The organism is Rhodopila sp., from assembly GCF_965276935.1.
Taxonomy (GTDB): Bacteria; Pseudomonadota; Alphaproteobacteria; order Acetobacterales; family Acetobacteraceae; genus Rhodopila.
In genome coordinates this window covers 316,594-334,618 of record NZ_CBDIBS010000004.1, presented here as the reverse complement: position 1 = coordinate 334,618, position 18,025 = coordinate 316,594, and the positions used below count along the sequence as shown (strand labels likewise).

Sequence of the window (18,025 nt, the reverse complement as noted above, 5' to 3'; positions counted from 1 at the left end):
TAGGCGGCGGCTTGTTGTGCTATCATGCAACCACTAGGACGCAACCGCTCGGACATCCAATGCAACGCGACGAGGCAATAGGGAAATTGAGGCAGCACGAGGCAGAGCTGAAGAAGCTCGGCGTCAAACACCTGTTTTTGTTTGGCTCGACCGCGAGCGGTGCCGCCCGCGCGGATTCAGATGTCGACCTTTTCTTCGACTACGAGAAGGGCGCACTCGGGCTGTTCCAGTTGATGGATGTCAAGGAACGGACATCAAGCATTCTCGGTCGCAACGCCGATATCATGACGCGCGATAGCCTGCACAAAACCCTTCGGCAGCAGATTGAAGCGGCAGCGGTGTCGGTTTTCTAGTGCCGGCGCGTTCGAACATCCCACGCCTCACGGACATCGTGGAGGCTATCGAACGGGTGCGTGGCATCATGGGCGATCTGACGCTCGCGGTATTCGAGGCGGATTGGCAGAGACAATGGCTGGTGGAGCGTGGCGTCGAGATTGTCTCCGAGGCCAGCCGGAGCCTGAGCGACGATGATCTTAAAGCCCGCAGGGCGTGGATGATCTGCGCCGGATCGCGGTGGTCGGGGATGAGCGCGGCCGGGGTCTCGATCAGGCCAAGGCGTTTGTCGGCGCCTGCCAGCAGCAGAACGCCGCCATCACAACTGATCCGACTGGCATCAAAGGCGGCGGCGATCTTCTTCTCGCAGAGACTTGGCAGAGAGAAGGGCAGAAGGCTAATGTTGGGCTGGTAGGCATGGCAGAAACTATCTGGGCATCGAGAGTACCGTAAATATCCAAATCTCTATGCAAATCTCGGCGTTTAGACCATGCCCGCCAGCGAATCCCCACTATGTGGTGAACAAGATGGGCTAAGACCTCACGGCTCGGTAAGCGGTTTCAGGGAAAGGAGAGAATGGAATGACAGCGTTTCCAACTACCCGATTGATCGAACTGTTCAGCTAAAAAAATGCAAAAGTTGCTTTTGTCATTTACTGCTTTGGTCGCAATGACATGTAGCGTTCAGGCAGAACCTAAGTTCGCTTGCGATATGACAGATCCTAGCCCGCCAAAGCTCTGCTCGGAACAATACGGTGGCTATCCAGGATTAATACAGAATTGCATTCAGCAGGAAGTGGACTCGCTTAGTTTCATAAACAGCAATTCCCAGGCGTTGAACGACCGCACCATAGAGGATTGCGCCGCCGCCGGATGCAAGGCGGGATACAGCAAACTCAAGACCACGGTGGCCTGCATGAAATCCATGATGTCCCTGAAGCCGAAATCGTAAATCCGGTGCTCCATTCTATCCGTATCAGCTTTACTGGCTTGCCTTAGCGACAACGGGGGAGTGGAATTTGGACAACGGTTTTACGGCTTTTCTTGCCTTCGTCGTCGCGGTCGTCGCCAGTAGTGCGGCGGTCAGTATCGCAAGGCGCAAGGGCCGGAGCCGCGCATGGGCATTTTTCTCGTTCTGGTTCGCGCCCACGGTGCTCATTCTGTGGCTGATACCGTCGCGCCGAGGGGAAGAGTTCTCGCCGGATGAAGCCGAGAATCCTTCGCGGCATCAGCCTGCCGGAACGCAAATTATCACTGAACGATACCAGCGCGGCTTTTTCGGCAAGCTCGTCTCCATCGTGTTCTGGGGCTGGCAACTCCTCATGGTTCTCTGGGCGATTTCGTATCTGTCTATGGTCGGGCAGCAGTATGGGGCTGGAAGTGAAGCGGCACGCGCCGGGACTGCTTTCGGCGGCACTATCGGCATTTCCGTCATTTTGTGGGTGTGGCTGATTGGAGCCGTCATTCTCGGCATGATGATGTTCTTTACGCGCGGCGAAAAGGTCATCATTACGCGGACTTCGTGAAAGCATGCCGTAACCTGCGCTATCGCCATAAAGAAATGGAAGTATTCAGACGCCTTGCAGGCCTGCATTGCCTTACCTAAGTAGGCAGGGCATCAACATAAAGGTAACGACAGATGGCTTTTCAGACAAGAGTCAATATGGACTTGGCTCCCCCAAATCAAAAGGTCAACGAAGACAACGCTCCTAATCCTGTCCTCAATTTGGAAAACGCCTTCATCCATATTGAGGGGAAGCGACACAAACTTGTGGAACTGCTCAAGCCCCTGACGGAAAAATCCAAGGAGTAGAAGACAGTTATCCCTCGCCCACGGCACTCTTTGGTAGTGCGGCAGGAATAATTTTAGCTAAACCCCGTCCAACTTACGACCTGTGATTCTGTTTGTTTGGGACCAAAAGGACCACGACCAATCGACGTCGCCGATTCGGCAGGCGAAACTAAAGTTTCCGAATCGGACGCGGTTTAGCTGGCCTGCCGCATCGCCTGCCAGACGCGCGCGGCCGAAGCCGGTCCTTCCAAACTCGCGATCCCCACCGCATCCTGGATCGCATTGGCGATGGCGGGAAACAGCGCGATGGCGCCGGCTTCGCCGCAGCCTTTCACACCGACCGGATTGGTGGTGCATCGCGTGCCGGCGAAGCGGATGTCGAAGCTGGGCAGATCGCCGGCGCGGGGCATGGCGTAGTCCATGAAGCTGCCGCTGATGGGTTGGCCGGAAACCGGGTCATAGACCGCGTGCTCCAGCAGCGCCTGGCCGGCGCCCTGGGCGATCGCGCCGTGCGCCTGGCCGGCGGCGACCATTGGATTGACGATCACGCCGTAGTCGTCCACCGCGGTCAGGCGATCAAGCGTGACGCTGCCGGTTGCGGGATCGACCTCGACCTCGGCGACATGGGTGCCGTTCGGGAAGGTCATCGCATCACGTGTCCAGACGTGGTAGGTGTCAAGCGGTTCGTTGCTGTCACGCGCGTTCTCCGCGACCTGCAGCAGCGTGATGAACCGGTCGGTGCCGGCCACCGCATAGCGCCCGTCCTTGAACTCGATGTCCGCCTCGGCTGCTTCCAGCGCACGCGCCGCAAGGACGCGGCCCTTGGCGATAATGATGTCGGAGGCGCGCCAGATCGCCGTGCCGCCCATGTACGTGGCGCGCGAGCTGCCATGGCCGCCGCCGAGCGGGATCAGGTCGGTGTCGCCCTGCTTCAGGTGGATGATGGCGTTGGGCAGGCCCAGCCGGTCGGCAAGGATCTGCGGCATGGTGGTCTCGTGGCCCTGGCCGATGGTCTGCGTGCCGGTGATCAGCGACACGCCGCCATTGGGTTCGAAGCGGATATCGACGTTCTCGGTGGGGGAGCCGCCGGTGGCCTTGATATGGCAGGCAAACCCGACGCCCCGGCGTTTGCCGGACGCTTCGCTGGTGCGGCGGCGGGCAATCAGGCCCGGCAGGTCGGCGTGGTGCAGCGCGGCATCGAAGCCAGCGCGGAAATCGCCGCTGTCGACGACGAAGCCGAAGGCGTTGGTCATCGGCGTCGCGCGGACGAAGTTGCGGCGGCGCAACTCGATGCGGTCGAAGCCGTATCGCGCGGCGGCGGCATCGATCAGCCGCTCCATGATGTTCACCGCCTCGCCGAAGCCGGGTCCGCGGGTGACGCCGATCGGCGTGGTGTTGGTCAGCACGGCGCGCACCCGCAGCGCGATCGCCGGAATGCCGTAGACGGTGCCCTGAAGGTGGGGATACTGGTTGGTCTGCACCCCGCCGGCGCCGCCCGCCATGTAGGCGCCGAGGTTGGCGATGCTGTCCACCCGCAACGCGAGGAAGTTGCCTTCCGCGTCCAGCGCCAGGGTGGCATCGGCGATGTGGTCCCGCGCCTGGTGGTCGGACAGGAAGGTTTCCGAGCGCGTGGCGATCCATTTCACCGGACGCCCGGTGCGGCGGGCGGCCCACAGGATCAGGGCGTGTTCGGCATAAGCAAAATTCTTGGCGCCGAAGCCGCCGCCGACATCGGGGGCGACAAAGCGGATGGCCGACGGATCGACGCCCAGCGCACGCGCCGCGGCGTCACGGTTGCCGTGGATGTTTTGGCTGGACAGATGCAAGGTGGAGCGGCCGGTGTCCGGATCATGCGTGCCGATGGCACCGCGCGGTTCCATCGGATTGGTGACGATGCGGTGGTTGTTCAGGCTGACCGTCACGACATGGGAAGCGGTCTTCAGCGTGTCCGCGACTTCCATACTTTGTCCCCAGTGCCAGTCGAGGCACAGGTTGCCGGGCACGGTGTCGGCGATCAGGACAGCATCCGGCTTCAGCGCGTCGCGGGCTTGGACAACGGCGGGCAGCGGCGTGTAATCGATCACCACGTGTTCGGCGGCATCCAGTGCCTGGTTGCGGGTTTCGGCGATGACCAGCGCGATCGGTTCGCCGGCATAGCGGACCGTGTCCTCCGCCAGCAACGGCTGCGGCAGGAAGTGGAACGGCTCGCCGGTCTGCACGTTGGCCTCGACCGTGGGGCGCAGCGGGCGGAGTTCGTCGGTAGCGGCCTCCGCCGCGGTCAGGATGGCGATCACGCCAGGACAGGCCAGGGCGCTGCTGGCGTCGATACGACCGAGGCGGGCATGGGCGTGCGGGGAGCGGACAAAGACAGCGTGGACGACGCCGTCGAAGCGCAGGTCGTCCAGGTAGGCGCCGTGGCCGGTGACGAAGCGGGCATCCTCCCGCCGACGCGGCGCGTCACCGATGACGGCGCGGTTGGTGTCGCCGATGACGGCGCGGTTGGTGTCGCCGGTCATGGCGCGGTTGGTCATCGGCTGGACATCCTCATTTTTCGGCGGGGCCGCTTTACCCAGCATGGCGCTTGGCTTTTCATCCCTTGGCTGGCTGCAATAGACGGGGCGCCGACCTGTTTGGCAACCGGCCTTGCACCGCGGCGCCACCGGACCGAGGCACAAGGCTTCCCTGCATCCCGTTCCCGCGCCACTATCGCAATGCGACCGGAGGACATGAATGGACGCGCCGCCCATGGAACACGCATTGCGGGATCGGGTCACCGAGATCCTCGATCGCTGCACAAGCTGCGGCGCCTGTGCCGAGGTCTGCTCGGGCAGCGGGCACTGCATCCCGGCGTGTCAGCATGGCGTCAATCCGCGCCTGATGCTGGCGCTGGCGCGCGTCGCCGATGTCGGGCGCGGGGATAGCGGCGGCCGGCGCAAGGTGGGGTTCACCCGGTTCGGCGCGATGACGACGGGCGTCCGGGTGCTGTCGCGGCTGCAGATGCCGCCTGACCTGCTGGCGCGGTTCCGACCCGAGAGCGATCTTGTGAACGATGCCTCGGCAGAGCCGCCGGAGGTCGTCTTCTACACCGGCTGCAACGTCATGAAGACGCCGCATATCGCGTTGCTGTGTCTGGATATCATGGATGCGCTGGGGGTGCGCTATCGCGTCATGGGCGGCCCATCGGCCTGTTGCGGCGTGCTGCAGTTCGGTGCCGGCGATCTGGCGACCTCCGGCCGCATCGCCTATCGCACTATCGACCGCCTGGCCGCCGCCGCCCCGCGGGCGCTGTCCTGGTGCCCGACCTGCCAGGTGCAACTGGGCGAGATCGCGGCGCCCACGAAACCCGATACGCGGCTGGACATGCGGCCCTTCGTGCTGTTCCTGGCCGAACGCCTTGATACGCTGCGGCCGCTGTTGCGGCATCCGGTGCGCAAGCGGGTCGGCCTGCACGAGCATCCCGGCACCGCCGGCGTCCCGGAAGCCGCGCAGGCGATCCTGCGGTGCATCCCGGAACTGGATCTGGTCGATCTGGAACAGCCGCGGGTTGGTTACATGTGCAACAAGCTCAGCCCGCTGCCGGCGTTCAAGCAGGATGTGCATCGCCAGCAGCTACAGGCCGCGGCGGACGCCGGGGTGACGACATTGGCGGGAATCTATCACGCCTGCCACCGCGAGTTGTGCAGCCACGAGCGCGACTGGCCTTTCGAGGTGGTGAATTTCCTCGAACTCGTCGGCGAGAGCATGGGTTTGCAGCGGCCCGACCTGTTCAAGCGGCTGAAGATCATGCAGGACATCGATGCGATTCTTCAGGACGCGGCGCCAATGCTGACGGCGAATGGCCTGGATCTGGAGGAAGCCCGCGATGTCATCCTGCGCGACATGCTGGGCGAGCAGCCGTTGGCATTGGCCGGTTCCGCGCTGACGATTTAGGGAAAAATAAGTAGCTTTCAAGCAACGATTAAGACTTGTCCACGGCCATCAATCGTTATGATCCGAGTTGACGCTTGCTTTTGCTGTCGGATCGGGGCTTTTACGCCACCTGTGACACTGTGCCAGCGCTCGCGCATTGATGCCAAAAACAAAGGATCCAGATTTGGTTGATCATGTCATCAAGCGCCTATGCGCCACTGTTTTCTTCCTCGCCCTCGCACTTCCAGCAACCGGCGCCGGACCGGCCTACAAACTTACCGCGAGCCTTCCGTTGGGTTCGCCCGACCGGTGGGACTACGTGGTTTTCGACCCGGCAACGCAGCGTGTCTACATCGCGCATGAAAACGCCGTCACCGTCGTGGACGCGACCACCCTTTCGATCACCGGCCAGCTTGACGGCCTCAACGGCGCGCACGGTACGGCCCCGGTTCCCGCGCTTGGCAAGGTCTTCGCCGACAGCGGCAAGGACGGGACGGTGACAGACTACGACGCCAGGACGTTCGCCGCCCACGCCACGATCAAGGCCGTCGGCGATGCGGATGGGATGATCTACGACCCTGCCAGCAGCCAGGTCGTCGTCCTGGGCGGCGACGCCGCGGCGGCCGGGTTCATCGATCCCCGCACCGATCAGCTCTCCGCCACTCTGCCGCTTGGCGGCTCGCCCGAGGGCGTGGCCGTGGACGGCGAGGGAAAAATGTTCGTCGCGCTGGCGGACCGCGATCAGGTCGCCGTCGTCGACACGCGGGCGCGCCGCGTGCTGGCGCGCTGGAAGCTGCCCGGCTGCCACGACCCGCACGGCGCCGCATTGGACGCCCGCTCCGGCCGTCTGTTTATTTCCTGTCCTGCCGGGCAGATGGCGGTGATCGACACCGGCAACGGGCGCCAGACCGCGCTGCTGCCCATCGGCAAGGGCTCGGACTCGGCCGCTTTCGACCCGTCGCGGCATCTCGCCTTGAGCGGCGATGGCGACGGCACCCTGGGGATCGTGGCGGAAACCGCGGCCGGCGTGCGTTCGCTCGGCACGGTGCCGACCATGCCTGGCGCCCGGACGATGGCGGTCGACCCGGAGAATGGGCGCGTCTTCCTGGTGACCGCATCCGTGGCAGGCACCAAACCCCCAAAGACCGCCGGAGGCAGGCCCCGCCTGACCTTCGTCCCCGGCACGCTGCGTCTGCTGGTTTACACGCCGGAGCGCCCGGCACGGTAGATTTAGCAATCCGGAAATGATCCTGTGCGGAAACAGCCTTCAGGATTATCCAGCGCGGTGCACCGTACCCTGGATGTCCCGCACCGAACCATCCGCCTGCCGGTAATCCGGCCCGACCGGGACTTTTCCGTGCCCACCCGGAATGTCCAGCACATAGGTCGGCCAGGCCAGCCCAGTCACCCGGCCGCGCAGCGACTCCAGCAGTGCCCGGCCCTGCTCGATCGGCACATGAAACCGTGCCGTCCCAGGCGCCGGGTCCAGTTGATGCAGATAGTATGGCTTCACCCGGTGCCTGATCATCGCCCGGAACAGGGCCTCCAGTTCGGCCGAACTGTCGTTGACGCCGCGCAGCAGGACGGACTGACCCAGAACGGGAATGCCGAGCGCGCGGACGCGCCGGAGTGCGTGGGCCGCCGCCGGGGTGAACTCCCGCGCATGGTTCGCGTGCACCACCAGCCACAGCGACCTATCAGTCTCCATCGCCGCGGCCAGCGCCTCGGTCAGCCGCTCCGGATCGGCGACCGGCACGCGTGAGTGGATACGGATCGTCTGGATATGCGGCAGCGCCGCCAGGGCCGTGACGATCCCGCCCAGCCGCCGGGGCGACAGCATCAAGGGGTCGCCGCCCGTCAGGATGACCTCGGTCACCGCCGGATGTTCGGCGAACCAGGCGTAGGCCGCCTGCAATTCGCCGTCCGTCAGCACGCCGCCGTCCGGACCGACATGCTCCCGCCGAAAGCAGAACCGGCAATACACCGGGCAGATCAGCAGAGGCTTTAACAATGCCCGATCCGGATAGCGGTGCACCACGCCCTTGATCGGCGACAGCGCGTCGTCGCCGACCGGGTCGATGTTTTCATGCAGTGCCGTGACCAGTTCCGCCGGATCGGGAATGAACTGCCGCCCGATCGGATCGTCCGGCGCTTGGACCAGCGCCCGCATCGCCGGCGATACGGCGACAGCATACCGGGCCTCGGTCAGTTCCGCTCCAGCCAGCGCCTCCGCCTTGATCAGCCCGGCCGTCAGCAGTGCCCGGGCATCCCGCAGCGTCAGGTTTTCATGACCGTATGGGCGCGGCGTTTCATTAACTGAAACGCCTTGTCCCGCGATGTCCTTGTCTACAGCTTGAACTGGCCCTTCAACGCGCTTGCAATCTTCGTCCGCCACACCTGGCCGGCCTGAATAAACCTGCCGTCCACCCGCGCGACCGATCTCCGCTGCCATGCAACCGACCTCCAACTCTTCACTCGCGGGTCGATCGCTTGGCCTCGCCGCGCCCCGTCCGATCACCCTGACCGCCTTCACGTCGTGCCACATCGCCAACCAGCGCTCGGCATAATAGGTGGTGGGGGCAAATGCACGATAGAGCAGGCAGAACCCGGTGGTGAAAGCGCGGCGTCCGCATGGCCGTACGCGGGCGGTCAGTCGGTGCCGTTCCGCTTGCCCGCCCAACGCGCGACGCCTAGGGTCCGGCGCGTCCGAGGACACGTGTCCGAAGACACGCATCCACAAACATCCCTGAACAGCCAGGAGAAGCCGCCATGGTCGATGTCCCGAACCGACCCGAGTATCAGAGCGAACTGTTCCAGAAGGGCCTTGCCGTCCGCCGCGAGGTCCTCGGCGGCGACTACGTCGATGCCTCGCTGGCCCGCGCCGATGACTTCAATGCCGCGTTCCAGCAGATGACCACGGAAATCGCCTGGGGCATGTGCTGGACTCGCCCCGGCCTCGACCGCAAGACCCGCAGCATGATCAACCTGACCATGCTGTCGGCATTGAACCGCGGCAGCGAACTCCGCCTGCACCTGAAAGCCGCGCTGACCAACGGCGTGACACGCGACGAGATCAAGGAAATCCTGATGCAGGTCGGTGCCTATTGCGGCATCCCCGCCAGCCTGGAGGCCTTCAAGATCGCCACCGAGGTGTTCAAGGACGTGGACGCGGCGAAGGGGTGATCCGGCATGGCCAGCGAATCGATTGCCCAAGGCGGGCAAAAGGTCGGCTTCGTCGGGGTCGGCAACATGGGCTGGCCGATGGCGGCCTGCCTGGTGAAGGCCGGCTTCACCGTCGCCATCAACGACTCTCGCCGTGAAGTCGCCAACAACTTCGTCCAGCAGACCGGCGGCTTCGCCCCCGACACGCTGCGTGCACTCGCCGCCGGTTCCGACGTGATTGTCACCATGCTGCCGACCAGCGTTATCGTCGAACGCGTCCTGATGGAAGGCGACGACAACCTGTTCGCCGGCATGAAGCCCGGCACCATCATCATCGAAATGAGTTCCGGCGTGCCGTCCGTTACGCAACGGCTGGCTGAAAAAGTCGCCGGACTTGGCGGCACCCTGATCGATGCCCCGGTGTCCGGCGGCGTGCCGCGGGCGAGGACCGGGCAGCTCGCGATCATGGTTGGCGGCGATGCGGCCGCGATCGCGCGGGCGATGCCGGTGCTGTCGGCGATGGGTACCTCCGTTCTGCCCACCGGCGCGGTCGGCTCAGGCCAGGCGATGAAGGCGCTGAACAATCTGGTCAGCACCGGCGGCTTCCTGATCGGGATCGAGGCGCTGCTGATCGGCCAGCGCTTCGGCCTGGACCCGGCGGTGATGACCGATGTGCTGAACGCCGCGACCGGCATGAACAATTCCACCCAGAAGAAGTTCAAGCAGTTCGTGCTGTCGCGCCGTTTCGATGCCGGTTTTACCATGGGACTGCTGGCGAAGGACCTGTCCATCGCACTTCAGGTCGGCCGCGAAACCGGCACCGCCGCGCCGCTGTCGGCGCTGGTCAAGGAATTCATCGTTTCGGCCGAGACGAAGTTTGGCCCGAACGCCGATCACACCGAGATGGCCAGGCTGTGCGAGATGCTGGCGGGATCGGAACTCGGCGAGGCGTGATGCTCGCCCGGCTCGTATCGCCGAACCGTGGTCTGGCGGTGACGCTTGCCGCATGGATGCTTGTTCCACCGGCGGCCTGCGCGGCTGATTCCTCGGTCTTGTGGAAGATTGTCAGCGGGAAATGCGTTCCGCATGAGCAGACTGCCGGCGACCCATCACCCTGTTCGGCGGTCGACCTGTCGCACGGGATCGACAAGGGCTTCGCTGTCCTGAAGGACATCAACGGGGTCGCGCAGTTCCTGCTGATCCCTACGGCGCGGATCGGCGGGATCGAGGACCCGGCGATCCTGGCCCCCGATGTCACCAACTACTGGCAGGACGCCTGGCTGGCCCGCATTTATGTCGAGGGCCGGCTGCACACCAACCTGCCGCGTGACGGCTTCGCACTGGCGATCAATTCAGTGGACGCGCGCAGCCAGAATCAGTTGCATATCCATATTGACTGCATCCGTTCCGACGTGCGCCAAGCCCTGAGCGCCAACCTGGACAGGATCGGCGGCGTCTGGGCCCCATTCCCCGTGCCGCTGGCCGGTGTCACCTATCAGGCGATGCGGATCAATCAGGAAACCCTGGACGGCGTGGACCCATTCCGGGTGTTGGCCGAGGACACCCAGCGATCCGGCGATATGGCGATGCATACGCTGGTCCTGGTGGGCGAGACGTTCCCGGATGCCACCCGAGGGTTCGTGCTGCTCGACGACCATGCCGACCTTGCGACCGGCGATCGGGCGTCGGGTGAATCGCTTGAGGATCATTCCTGCGCGATCGCAAGGAAATGACGCGGGTCGGTTGATCGCTGAACGCCTTCTAGGTGATTACGAATTGTTGTCGTGGAAAGGCTTGCCCGATGTCGATCTTCTCAGGCCACGCCCTGCATGGCCTGCTGCACCAGTACGGCTACCCGGTGATCTTCCTCGGTATCCTGCTGGAGAGCCTCGGTCTGCCACTGCCCGGCGAAAGCCTGATGATCGCCGCGGCGATCTATGCCGCGACCTCGCACGCGCTCAACATCTTCATTCTCGTGCCGGTGGCGGCGTGCGGCGCGATCGCCGGCGATCAGATCGGCTATTTCATTGGCTACTCGGTCGGCTTTCGGGTGCTGGCGCGATGGGGGCGCAAACTGGGCCTGACGGACGAGCGGCTGCAAGTCGGGCGTTTTTTGTTTCGCCGTTATGGCGGGCGCGTCGTGTTCCTCGGCCGGTTCATCGCGATCCTGCGGACCTTCGCGGCGGTGCTCGCGGGGGCGAACCGGATGCGCTGGCACAGCTTCCTGCTGTGGAACGCGCTGGGCGGCATCGCCTGGACCAGCCTTTATGGCTTCGGCGCCTATGGTCTGGGCGATGCGGTGAAACGGATCAGCGGACCGGCGGGAATCGGGCTGGCGGTGGTCGGCGGCGCGGCGCTGCTGTGCGCCGTTATCTACGTCAAGCGCAACGAAAGCCGCTTGATGGACGAATCGCGGCGGGACATGGAGCGTTCATCGGACAACCAGCCTCATCAGCCAGGATCTGCAAGCGACCACAAACAGTCGATCAACCGGAGTGCGCCTGCGCGCGCCGGGACACAAGAACCATCGTGATCGCCAGTGAGGCTGCCAGACCCGCTTCTGTCGTCATGGCCGAAGCCTTGTCAGTGGCCACTTTCACCGGTTTCCTGGCATTATTCCGGGTGAGGGAGGCGTGATCGGATGGCAGGTATCGTTGAAGCGGTCAGCCAAGGCAGCACGCACAGGTTCAGCAAGCAGCCGAGGTTGTGGATCACGTTGCTGACCGGCCTTGGCGTGGAAGGAGATGCCCACCTCGGCACGACGGTGAAGCATCGCTCCCGCGTCGCGCGCGATCCTACCCAGCCGAACCTGCGCCAGGTCCACTTGCTTCATCGGGAGTTGCTGGCGGAACTGCGGTTGCACGGGTTTGTCATCGGTCCCGGACAGATCGGCGAGAACATCCTGACTGGCGGGATCGACCTGCTGGGCCTGCCGACCGACACGGTGCTTCGGATTGGCACCGCTTCCATTCGGGTCACCGGGCTGCGGAACCCATGCGTTCAGCTCGACCGGTTCAAGCCGAACCTCATGGCGGCGACCCTGGGCCGCGACGCGGACGGCAACCTGATCCGCAAGGCCGGCATCATGGGCGTGGTGATGACCGGCGGCGAGGTCAGGCCAGGCGATGTGATCGAGGTCAGCCTGCCAACCAAACCGCACCGCCGGCTGCTGCCGGTCTGAAACAAGCCGGCAGTGCCGCACGAGACGTGTCGCAGGTCACAGCCAGACGCAATACCGGATGTTAGCAGAGGGACAGCCAAGGAGAACCCTCATGTCCCTGCGAACAGCAATGCGATCTTTCGACAGCACCTTCACTGTTGATCCGGCCATCGGCCTCTCCGTCATCCTCGAATGGCGCCCGCGAATGATCGCGGCCTCATCATGGGTCAGCCGTCGGCAGGATGTGTGTGCTCCATCTGGCCCAGTCGCCGAACTGGACTGGCCGGCGAACCTGTTCGCGGATGAGGTACACGAGCCAACCGGTAACCGGTCGAACATGGGATCTGCCGGATAATCCGCTGCTTGCGGTCAGCAGATTTAAGGCCCGCGAGCCGGCTATACGTCTGGCGGAGCAGAATGGCGCTGCGGCGCCTGCCGATGGAAGCAGGCGACAAGCCCGCACCCCTGCTGCGCCGCGTCTCCTGCAACAAGCATAAGCATCGTCAGAAAGCGCGTCGATGGCGGCGTCATTTCGCCTCGCCGCTTCATGTCACGCGTGAGTGACATGAACTTCTCTGCCCTGATGGCGAGGCACCAATCCATCGCCGTGGCGTTGCATCAGAAAATCATGATGCCGCCAGAGTTTCGCCATCTATGGCTGGGAGAAGCGACGATGAAGAGCGGATGTCGCGCCTGTCGCCGACATCAATGCTGGGCGGATGACCCACCAAGGCACTTGCGGGAGAATTCGATGCGATACCGTATGTTCATGCTCAGCCTGCTGTGCGCCTCGTTTGCGCTTGCCGCCGTCGTCCCGGCGTTCGCTCAGGACAATTGGCGCCGGCGCGACATCGAGGACCATCGCCAGGAAGAGTGGCGGGAGCATGAGCAGCGGGAGCATGAATGGCGCGAACATGAATGGCGGGAGCATCAGGGTTATTATGCGCCGGCACCCTTCGGCGCGCACCCTGGGTTTCCTTTCGTGGCCCCCCCTGCATACGGCTATTATGCGCCCCCCCCGGTCTACCGCCGCAATCCTGCATACTGAGGTCGGCGCTTCAGGCTGGTCGAGCGCCGAAGGCGACCGACAGGATCGCTCAAGCGGCAACGGACGGCTATATCCGAGCAGGCATCGGTTCCGCCGCTGACGGCGGGCGGCTATCGGCATGGCTTGATCCATCGTTCGGTGCCGTCCGCCCGGATGTGCGGTCGGTGCCGCAGTTAGTTTGCCGGCCGGAAAGCGCGATGGAGTGAGCGTACTTGTTCCCGCTGGCTGTTGACGCAGCCTTTTCCGCGAGCGCGAAGATTCCAAATGAGCCTGCCTGGATTCAATCGCCAACGGATCAAGCGGTCAAGAAAGTTCCGACGAAGTAACGAATCTGGTGCAGCTCGTAGCCGCTTTGCCAGCAACGCGGCATAGTGGTCCACTGATCTTAAAGCGCGACTGGTTTAGGTTGACCCAGGAGTCGCGCTTTAAATTATTGTTTGATCGCGTGATTCACGCCTTCCGACTGGGTCAGCCTCAGGCGATCACGCTTTAGGCATTCAGGGATTGCAACCATGACGGAAGAAGCTTCATTTTTCGGCCTGATCGGCAAGCGGGCGCTGATCATCGGCGGCGGCCAGGGCATGGGCGAGAGCACCGCGCTGCTGCTGGCCCGTGCCGGCTGCGACGTCGCCCTGGTGGACCTTGTGGCGGAGCGGGCCGATCGCGTCGGACAGGCCGTCGCCGATCTCGGCCGGCGCGCCTTCACCATCGTGGGCGATGTGCTGGATGACAGCCAGATCCCGCGCATCGTTGCCGAAGCCGAGGACAGTCTCGGCGGCCTCGACGTCATGGTGTCGATCGTCGGCGCCGCTGCCTGGGGCGCGTTGCTGGACACCACCGCCGCGGTCTGGGACCAGCAGATCCAGTTGAACCTGCGGTACTTCTTCCTGGTGGCGCAGGCCGTGGCACGGTCGTTCATCCGCCGCGACCAGCCTGGTGCGATCGTCGGCATCGCCTCGGTGGACGGGCAGCGCGCGGCGCCGATGCGCGGCGTCTACGGGGCGGCCAAGGCCGGCCTGATCAGCCTGGTGCAGACCATGGCTGTGGAGTGGGCGCCGCATCGCATCCGGGTCAACGCCATCGCGCCCGGTCACATCGTCACGCCCCGGCTGTACGACACGCCGCAGCGGGCGGAGCTTTACGCCGGCAGCCTGCTGCCGATGCGGAACCGCGGAACCCCGGATGATATCGGCAAAGCGGCGCTGTTCCTGGCATCCGATATGGCGCGCTACATCACCGGAACGACGCTGGACGTCGATGGCGGCCTGCTCGCCGCGAACCTGTTTCCCCGCGGCCTGCCCGGCAACAACCAAATTTAACACAACGCTGCCATACCTACGGCCTGAGGTGATACATTTTGACCGCCAGTCCATCAGCGGGGCGATCATTCCCAGGCTATGAACGGCCTCGGACCAGTGGTGAAAGCGTTGCTTTTGTCTACACAAAAATGTAATATCCATTATGAAAGGACTGGTTTCGGGATTCGAGTGGGATGACGGCAATCTTGAGCATTGCCGCAAACACGGCGTTTCCCGGCCAGAGGTCGAGGAGGTGTTCACCGGCCCGGTTATTGTCCTGCCCGATCCTAGCCATTCGCAGACAGAGCGCCGGCTCAGGGCTATCGGCAGGACGGGCGACGGGCGGACCGCCTTCATCGTGTTTACCATCCGGGAGCGCGGCGGACGCCGATACATTCGGCCTGTCAGTGCCCGCTACATGCACCAGGAGGAGATCGACAGCTATGAAAAAGACAATCCCGACCTTTGAGACCGACCAGCAGGCGCAGGAATTTGTCGATACCGCCAGTCTTGCGGAATACGACATGTCGGGTGGAACGTCTGTCAAGTTTGAGTTCGAAGCCAAGTCGGCGCACATCAATATGCGGGTTCCGCAACCGCTGCTCGATGCGGTGAAGGAACGCGCCCGCGTCCGAGGCATTCCCTATACCCGGTTCATCCGACACCTTATAGAGCGCGAGGTTCTTCAACCCGGGAAGCCGCGCCCGTAGCCGATTTTCATTCGAAATTCTGAGCGCGGCTTTTTGACTGATTCGATCCCCTCAACATCCCGTCACAAGGACTCCATTTCGAGTGACATGGACAGGCCGTGCGGTCTGACAAAGAATCAGACCGGGATCGGATGCTGGCAACGATGCAACCTCAAACGATCATGGTGCAAGGCTTCACATGCCGTCATGTCACTGGCAGTCTGTCGCGAAGACCAACAGGGCGGTGGGGAAACCATGAACTTCGATTTTTCCGACGACCTCAAACAGCTTCGCGACCAGGCGCGGCGCTTTCTGGCGGAGCAATGCGCGCCGGCCGTGGTCCGCAGGTCGCTGGATGGGCAGGAGGTTTATGCCGCCGACCTGTGGCGGGAGATCGCCGCCATGGGCTGGATCGGCGCGGCCATTCCCGAACAGTATGGCGGCGCGGGCCTGGGGTATGAAGGGCTCTGCGTGCTGGCCGAGGAAATCGGCCGCGTCGTCGCCCCGGTGCCGTTCGGCTCGACCGCCTATCTGGCCACCGAGGCAATCCTGACCGCCGGATCGCAGGCGCAGAAGCGCGCGATGTTGCCGAAGCTGGCTGATGGATCGCTGATCGGTTGCCTGGCGCTGGCCGAGGGCGCCGGCAATCCCGACCCGGCCATGATCAAGGCCCGCGTCGTACGCGGCCGCCTGACCGGCGCCAAGTGGCCGGTCGCCGACGGCGGCATCGCCGACAGCGCGGTGGTGGTGGCGCGCGATGAGGCGGCCCAGGTCGGCCTGTTCCTGGCGCCGCTGGGCGATGTGGGACGGCGTGACCTGCGCAGCCTCGATCCAACCCGCAACCAGGCCCGCCTCGACTTCGACGGAACGCCGGTGGAGCGGCTTCAGGGCGGCTGGGATGCGGTGCAGCGCGTGCTGGACCGGGCCGCCGTGCTGTTCGCGTTCGAGCAAGTGGGCGGCGCCGATGCCTGCCTGCGCATGGCGCGCGACTATGCGCTGGAGCGCTTCGCCTTCGGGCGCCCGATCGGTTCGTTCCAGGCGATCAAGCACAAGCTGGCCGACATGTATGTCGCCCTCGAACTGGCCCGGTCGAATGCCTACTACGGCGCTTGGGCGCTGGGAGCGGATGCGTCCGACCTGCCGCTGGCCGCCGCCACCGCCCGGGTTTCCGCCACCGAGGCGTTTCATCTGGCATCGAAGGAAAACATCCAGACGCATGGCGGCATCGGCTTTACCTGGGCGGTGGATTGCCAGTTGTTCTACCGCCGATCCAAGCAGCTTGCCCTGGGCCTGGGAGGGCTGCCGTTCTGGCAGGACCGGCTGGTCGATCTGCTGGAAACCCGCAACGCGGCCTGACCGAAGACACCGGTCACGACAACTCCGACCAAGGAAACCCGATCATGGATTTCAACGACACGCCAGAGGAAGCCGCCTTCCGCGCCGAGGCGCGTGCCTTCCTGCACGCCAACGCCGAACCCAAGGCGGGTGCCCGCCCGGTGCTGCGGCAGAGCGGCATCGATGCCGATGCCGTCGCCCGCTGCAAGGCATGGCAGGCGAGGAAAGCCGACGCGGGCTTCGCCGGGCTGACCTGGCCCAAGCGCTTCGGCGGCCGCGAGGCGTCTTCCATCCTGCAGGTGATCTACAACCAGGAGGAGGACGACTTCGTCGTGCCGCGCGGCCTGTATGAGATCGGCCTGGGCATGTGCATCCCGACCATGATGACCTATGCGAACGACGACGTGCTCGACCGCTACGTCCGTCCGGCGCTGCGCGGCGAGGAGGTCTGGTGCCAGTTGTTCAGTGAACCCGCCGGCGGCTCCGACCTCGCGGCCCTGCGCACGCGGGCGGAAAAGGATGGCGACGGCTGGATCATCAACGGCCAGAAGATCTGGACCTCCGGCGCGCATCTGTCCGACTTCGGCATCATCGTCGTCCGCACCGATCCGAACGTGCCGAAGCACGAGGGGCTGACGTTCTTCTTCCTCGACATGAAATCCCCCGGCATCGACATCCGCCCGATCCACCAGATGTCCGGCGCGCGGCATTTCAACGAGGTCTTCTTAACCGATGTGCGCGTGCCCGACAGCCAGCGCCTGGGCGCGGTCGGGCAGGGGTGGAAGGTCTCCCTGACCACGCTGATGAACGAGCGTCTGGCGGTTGGTGACGTGCAGCGGCCGGACGTCGACGACCTGCTGGAACTGGCCCGTTCGGTGCGGCTCGACGGCAAGCCGGCGGTGCGCAACGCGGCGATGCGGGAACGCATCGCCTCCTGGCATGCTAAGGCGCAGGGGCTGAAGTTCACCCGCTTCCGCACCCTTACCGCGCTGTCGAAAGGCGAGACGCCGGGTCCGGAGAATTCCATCCACAAGCTGGTGAATGCCTCGAAGACGCAGGATATCGCGAGTTACGGGCTGGACCTGATGGGCGAAGCCGGGCTGGTGGTGGATGCCGACCTGGCGGAGGCCTATGGGATGTTCCAGGCGGCGTTGCTGTCGTCGCCGAGTTCCCGCATCGCCGGCGGTTCGGACGAGATCCTTCGAAATATCATCGCCGAACGCGTGCTGGGCCTGCCGGCGGATATCCGGGTGGACAAGAACAAGCCGTTCAACCAGGTGGCGACGGGGCGGCGATAGGA

General features: G+C 64.2%; 20 protein-coding genes. 17 read left to right on the top strand and 3 right to left on the bottom strand.

Going from position 1 to position 18,025, the window contains the following annotated elements; translation table 11 throughout:
* The first annotated feature begins 59 nt into the window (after positions 1 to 59).
* Together ACQY4S_RS17895 and ACQY4S_RS17890 are read left to right on the top strand one after the other, a co-directional pair.
* Positions 60 to 353, top strand: a complete 294-nt coding sequence (locus tag ACQY4S_RS17895; protein ID WP_428486584.1) for a nucleotidyltransferase family protein — start codon at positions 60 to 62, stop codon at positions 351 to 353.
* A gap of 196 nt (positions 354 to 549) precedes the next feature.
* Entirely contained in the window at positions 550 to 786 is a 237-nt protein-coding gene (locus ACQY4S_RS17890) for a hypothetical protein (protein ID WP_428486583.1), read from the top strand.
* Between the two features lie 332 nt (positions 787 to 1,118).
* On the opposite strand, the gene ACQY4S_RS17885 is transcribed toward ACQY4S_RS17890, so the two are convergent.
* Positions 1,119 to 1,298: a hypothetical protein gene (locus tag ACQY4S_RS17885; protein WP_428486582.1), complete on the bottom strand. Its 180-nt coding sequence runs from the start codon at positions 1,296 to 1,298 to the stop codon at positions 1,119 to 1,121.
* Between the two features lie 53 nt (positions 1,299 to 1,351).
* On the opposite strand from ACQY4S_RS17885, the gene ACQY4S_RS17880 reads away from it, so the two are divergent.
* Positions 1,352 to 1,858: a hypothetical protein gene (locus ACQY4S_RS17880; RefSeq protein ID WP_428486581.1), complete on the top strand. Its 507-nt coding sequence runs from the start codon at positions 1,352 to 1,354 to the stop codon at positions 1,856 to 1,858.
* Positions 1,859 to 1,971: 113 nt separating this feature from the next.
* Positions 1,972 to 2,145, top strand: coding sequence for a hypothetical protein (locus ACQY4S_RS17875; RefSeq protein WP_428486580.1), 174 nt, complete (start codon positions 1,972 to 1,974; stop codon positions 2,143 to 2,145).
* A 173-nt stretch (positions 2,146 to 2,318) separates the two neighbouring features.
* Here the strand turns inward: ACQY4S_RS17875 and ACQY4S_RS17870 are convergent, their stop codons facing one another.
* A complete protein-coding gene (locus tag ACQY4S_RS17870; protein ID WP_428486579.1) occupies positions 2,319 to 4,655 on the bottom strand; it encodes a xanthine dehydrogenase family protein molybdopterin-binding subunit in 2,337 nt (778 codons plus the stop codon).
* A gap of 199 nt (positions 4,656 to 4,854) precedes the next feature.
* Here ACQY4S_RS17870 and ACQY4S_RS17865 point away from each other — a divergent pair, with 199 nt between their 5' ends.
* A complete protein-coding gene (locus tag ACQY4S_RS17865) occupies positions 4,855 to 6,054 on the top strand; it encodes a hypothetical protein (protein WP_428486578.1) in 1,200 nt (399 codons plus the stop codon).
* A 163-nt stretch (positions 6,055 to 6,217) separates the two neighbouring features.
* Positions 6,218 to 7,261: a YncE family protein gene (locus tag ACQY4S_RS17860; protein ID WP_428486577.1), complete on the top strand. Its 1,044-nt coding sequence runs from the start codon at positions 6,218 to 6,220 to the stop codon at positions 7,259 to 7,261.
* A gap of 45 nt (positions 7,262 to 7,306) precedes the next feature.
* On the opposite strand, the gene ACQY4S_RS17855 is transcribed toward ACQY4S_RS17860, so the two are convergent.
* Positions 7,307 to 8,314 carry a lysine-2,3-aminomutase-like protein gene (locus ACQY4S_RS17855; protein ID WP_428488446.1) on the bottom strand — a complete coding sequence of 336 codons (1,008 nt, stop codon included), beginning with the start codon at positions 8,312 to 8,314 and terminating at the stop codon, positions 7,307 to 7,309.
* A 488-nt stretch (positions 8,315 to 8,802) separates the two neighbouring features.
* Here ACQY4S_RS17855 and ACQY4S_RS17850 point away from each other — a divergent pair, with 488 nt between their 5' ends.
* From ACQY4S_RS17850 to ACQY4S_RS17800, 11 genes are all read left to right on the top strand, one after another.
* On the top strand, positions 8,803 to 9,216 hold the full coding sequence (locus tag ACQY4S_RS17850; protein ID WP_428486576.1) for a carboxymuconolactone decarboxylase family protein: 414 nt from the start codon (positions 8,803 to 8,805) through the stop codon (positions 9,214 to 9,216).
* A gap of 6 nt (positions 9,217 to 9,222) precedes the next feature.
* Positions 9,223 to 10,149, top strand: a complete 927-nt coding sequence (locus tag ACQY4S_RS17845) for an NAD(P)-dependent oxidoreductase (RefSeq protein ID WP_428486575.1) — start codon at positions 9,223 to 9,225, stop codon at positions 10,147 to 10,149.
* Positions 10,149 to 10,928 (top strand): CDP-diacylglycerol diphosphatase, encoded by a 780-nt coding sequence (locus ACQY4S_RS17840; protein ID WP_428486574.1) that lies wholly within the window; start codon positions 10,149 to 10,151, stop codon positions 10,926 to 10,928. The genes ACQY4S_RS17845 and ACQY4S_RS17840 overlap by 1 nt, the downstream gene beginning before the upstream one ends.
* A gap of 68 nt (positions 10,929 to 10,996) precedes the next feature.
* Positions 10,997 to 11,728, top strand: coding sequence for a DedA family protein (locus ACQY4S_RS17835; RefSeq protein ID WP_428486573.1), 732 nt, complete (start codon positions 10,997 to 10,999; stop codon positions 11,726 to 11,728).
* A 108-nt stretch (positions 11,729 to 11,836) separates the two neighbouring features.
* Complete coding sequence (locus ACQY4S_RS17830) at positions 11,837 to 12,376, top strand: MOSC domain-containing protein (RefSeq protein ID WP_428486572.1); 540 nt, start codon at positions 11,837 to 11,839, stop codon at positions 12,374 to 12,376.
* A gap of 730 nt (positions 12,377 to 13,106) precedes the next feature.
* Positions 13,107 to 13,403 (top strand): hypothetical protein, encoded by a 297-nt coding sequence (locus tag ACQY4S_RS17825; RefSeq protein ID WP_428486571.1) that lies wholly within the window; start codon positions 13,107 to 13,109, stop codon positions 13,401 to 13,403.
* 512 nt (positions 13,404 to 13,915) lie between these two features.
* Complete coding sequence (locus tag ACQY4S_RS17820; protein WP_428486570.1) at positions 13,916 to 14,722, top strand: SDR family NAD(P)-dependent oxidoreductase; 807 nt, start codon at positions 13,916 to 13,918, stop codon at positions 14,720 to 14,722.
* Positions 14,723 to 14,864: 142 nt separating this feature from the next.
* Entirely contained in the window at positions 14,865 to 15,170 is a 306-nt protein-coding gene (locus tag ACQY4S_RS17815) for a BrnT family toxin (RefSeq protein WP_428486569.1), read from the top strand.
* Positions 15,145 to 15,411: a CopG family antitoxin gene (locus ACQY4S_RS17810; protein ID WP_428486568.1), complete on the top strand. Its 267-nt coding sequence runs from the start codon at positions 15,145 to 15,147 to the stop codon at positions 15,409 to 15,411. The genes ACQY4S_RS17815 and ACQY4S_RS17810 overlap by 26 nt, the downstream gene beginning before the upstream one ends.
* Positions 15,412 to 15,645: 234 nt before the next feature.
* A complete protein-coding gene (locus tag ACQY4S_RS17805) occupies positions 15,646 to 16,746 on the top strand; it encodes an acyl-CoA dehydrogenase family protein (protein WP_428486567.1) in 1,101 nt (366 codons plus the stop codon).
* Between the two features lie 44 nt (positions 16,747 to 16,790).
* On the top strand, positions 16,791 to 18,023 hold the full coding sequence (locus ACQY4S_RS17800) for an acyl-CoA dehydrogenase family protein (RefSeq protein ID WP_428486566.1): 1,233 nt from the start codon (positions 16,791 to 16,793) through the stop codon (positions 18,021 to 18,023).
* The last annotated feature ends 2 nt before the right edge of the window (positions 18,024 to 18,025 follow it).

Coding starts and splice junctions, on each gene's coding strand:
- ACQY4S_RS17830 (WP_428486572.1), top strand. CDS start 11,837: ATGGCAGGTATCGTTGAAGCGGTCAGCCAAGGCAGCACGCACAGGTTC.
- ACQY4S_RS17895 (WP_428486584.1), top strand. CDS start 60: ATGCAACGCGACGAGGCAATAGGGAAATTGAGGCAGCACGAGGCAGAG.
- ACQY4S_RS17885 (WP_428486582.1), bottom strand. CDS start 1,298: ATGGAGCACCGGATTTACGATTTCGGCTTCAGGGACATCATGGATTTC.
- ACQY4S_RS17810 (WP_428486568.1), top strand. CDS start 15,145: ATGAAAAAGACAATCCCGACCTTTGAGACCGACCAGCAGGCGCAGGAA.
- ACQY4S_RS17815 (WP_428486569.1), top strand. CDS start 14,865: ATGAAAGGACTGGTTTCGGGATTCGAGTGGGATGACGGCAATCTTGAG.
- ACQY4S_RS17805 (WP_428486567.1), top strand. CDS start 15,646: ATGAACTTCGATTTTTCCGACGACCTCAAACAGCTTCGCGACCAGGCG.
- ACQY4S_RS17820 (WP_428486570.1), top strand. CDS start 13,916: ATGACGGAAGAAGCTTCATTTTTCGGCCTGATCGGCAAGCGGGCGCTG.
- ACQY4S_RS17835 (WP_428486573.1), top strand. CDS start 10,997: ATGTCGATCTTCTCAGGCCACGCCCTGCATGGCCTGCTGCACCAGTAC.
- ACQY4S_RS17850 (WP_428486576.1), top strand. CDS start 8,803: ATGGTCGATGTCCCGAACCGACCCGAGTATCAGAGCGAACTGTTCCAG.
- ACQY4S_RS17875 (WP_428486580.1), top strand. CDS start 1,972: ATGGCTTTTCAGACAAGAGTCAATATGGACTTGGCTCCCCCAAATCAA.
- ACQY4S_RS17870 (WP_428486579.1), bottom strand. CDS start 4,655: ATGACCAACCGCGCCATGACCGGCGACACCAACCGCGCCGTCATCGGC.
- ACQY4S_RS17840 (WP_428486574.1), top strand. CDS start 10,149: ATGCTCGCCCGGCTCGTATCGCCGAACCGTGGTCTGGCGGTGACGCTT.
- ACQY4S_RS17825 (WP_428486571.1), top strand. CDS start 13,107: ATGCGATACCGTATGTTCATGCTCAGCCTGCTGTGCGCCTCGTTTGCG.
- ACQY4S_RS17845 (WP_428486575.1), top strand. CDS start 9,223: ATGGCCAGCGAATCGATTGCCCAAGGCGGGCAAAAGGTCGGCTTCGTC.
- ACQY4S_RS17865 (WP_428486578.1), top strand. CDS start 4,855: ATGGACGCGCCGCCCATGGAACACGCATTGCGGGATCGGGTCACCGAG.
- ACQY4S_RS17800 (WP_428486566.1), top strand. CDS start 16,791: ATGGATTTCAACGACACGCCAGAGGAAGCCGCCTTCCGCGCCGAGGCG.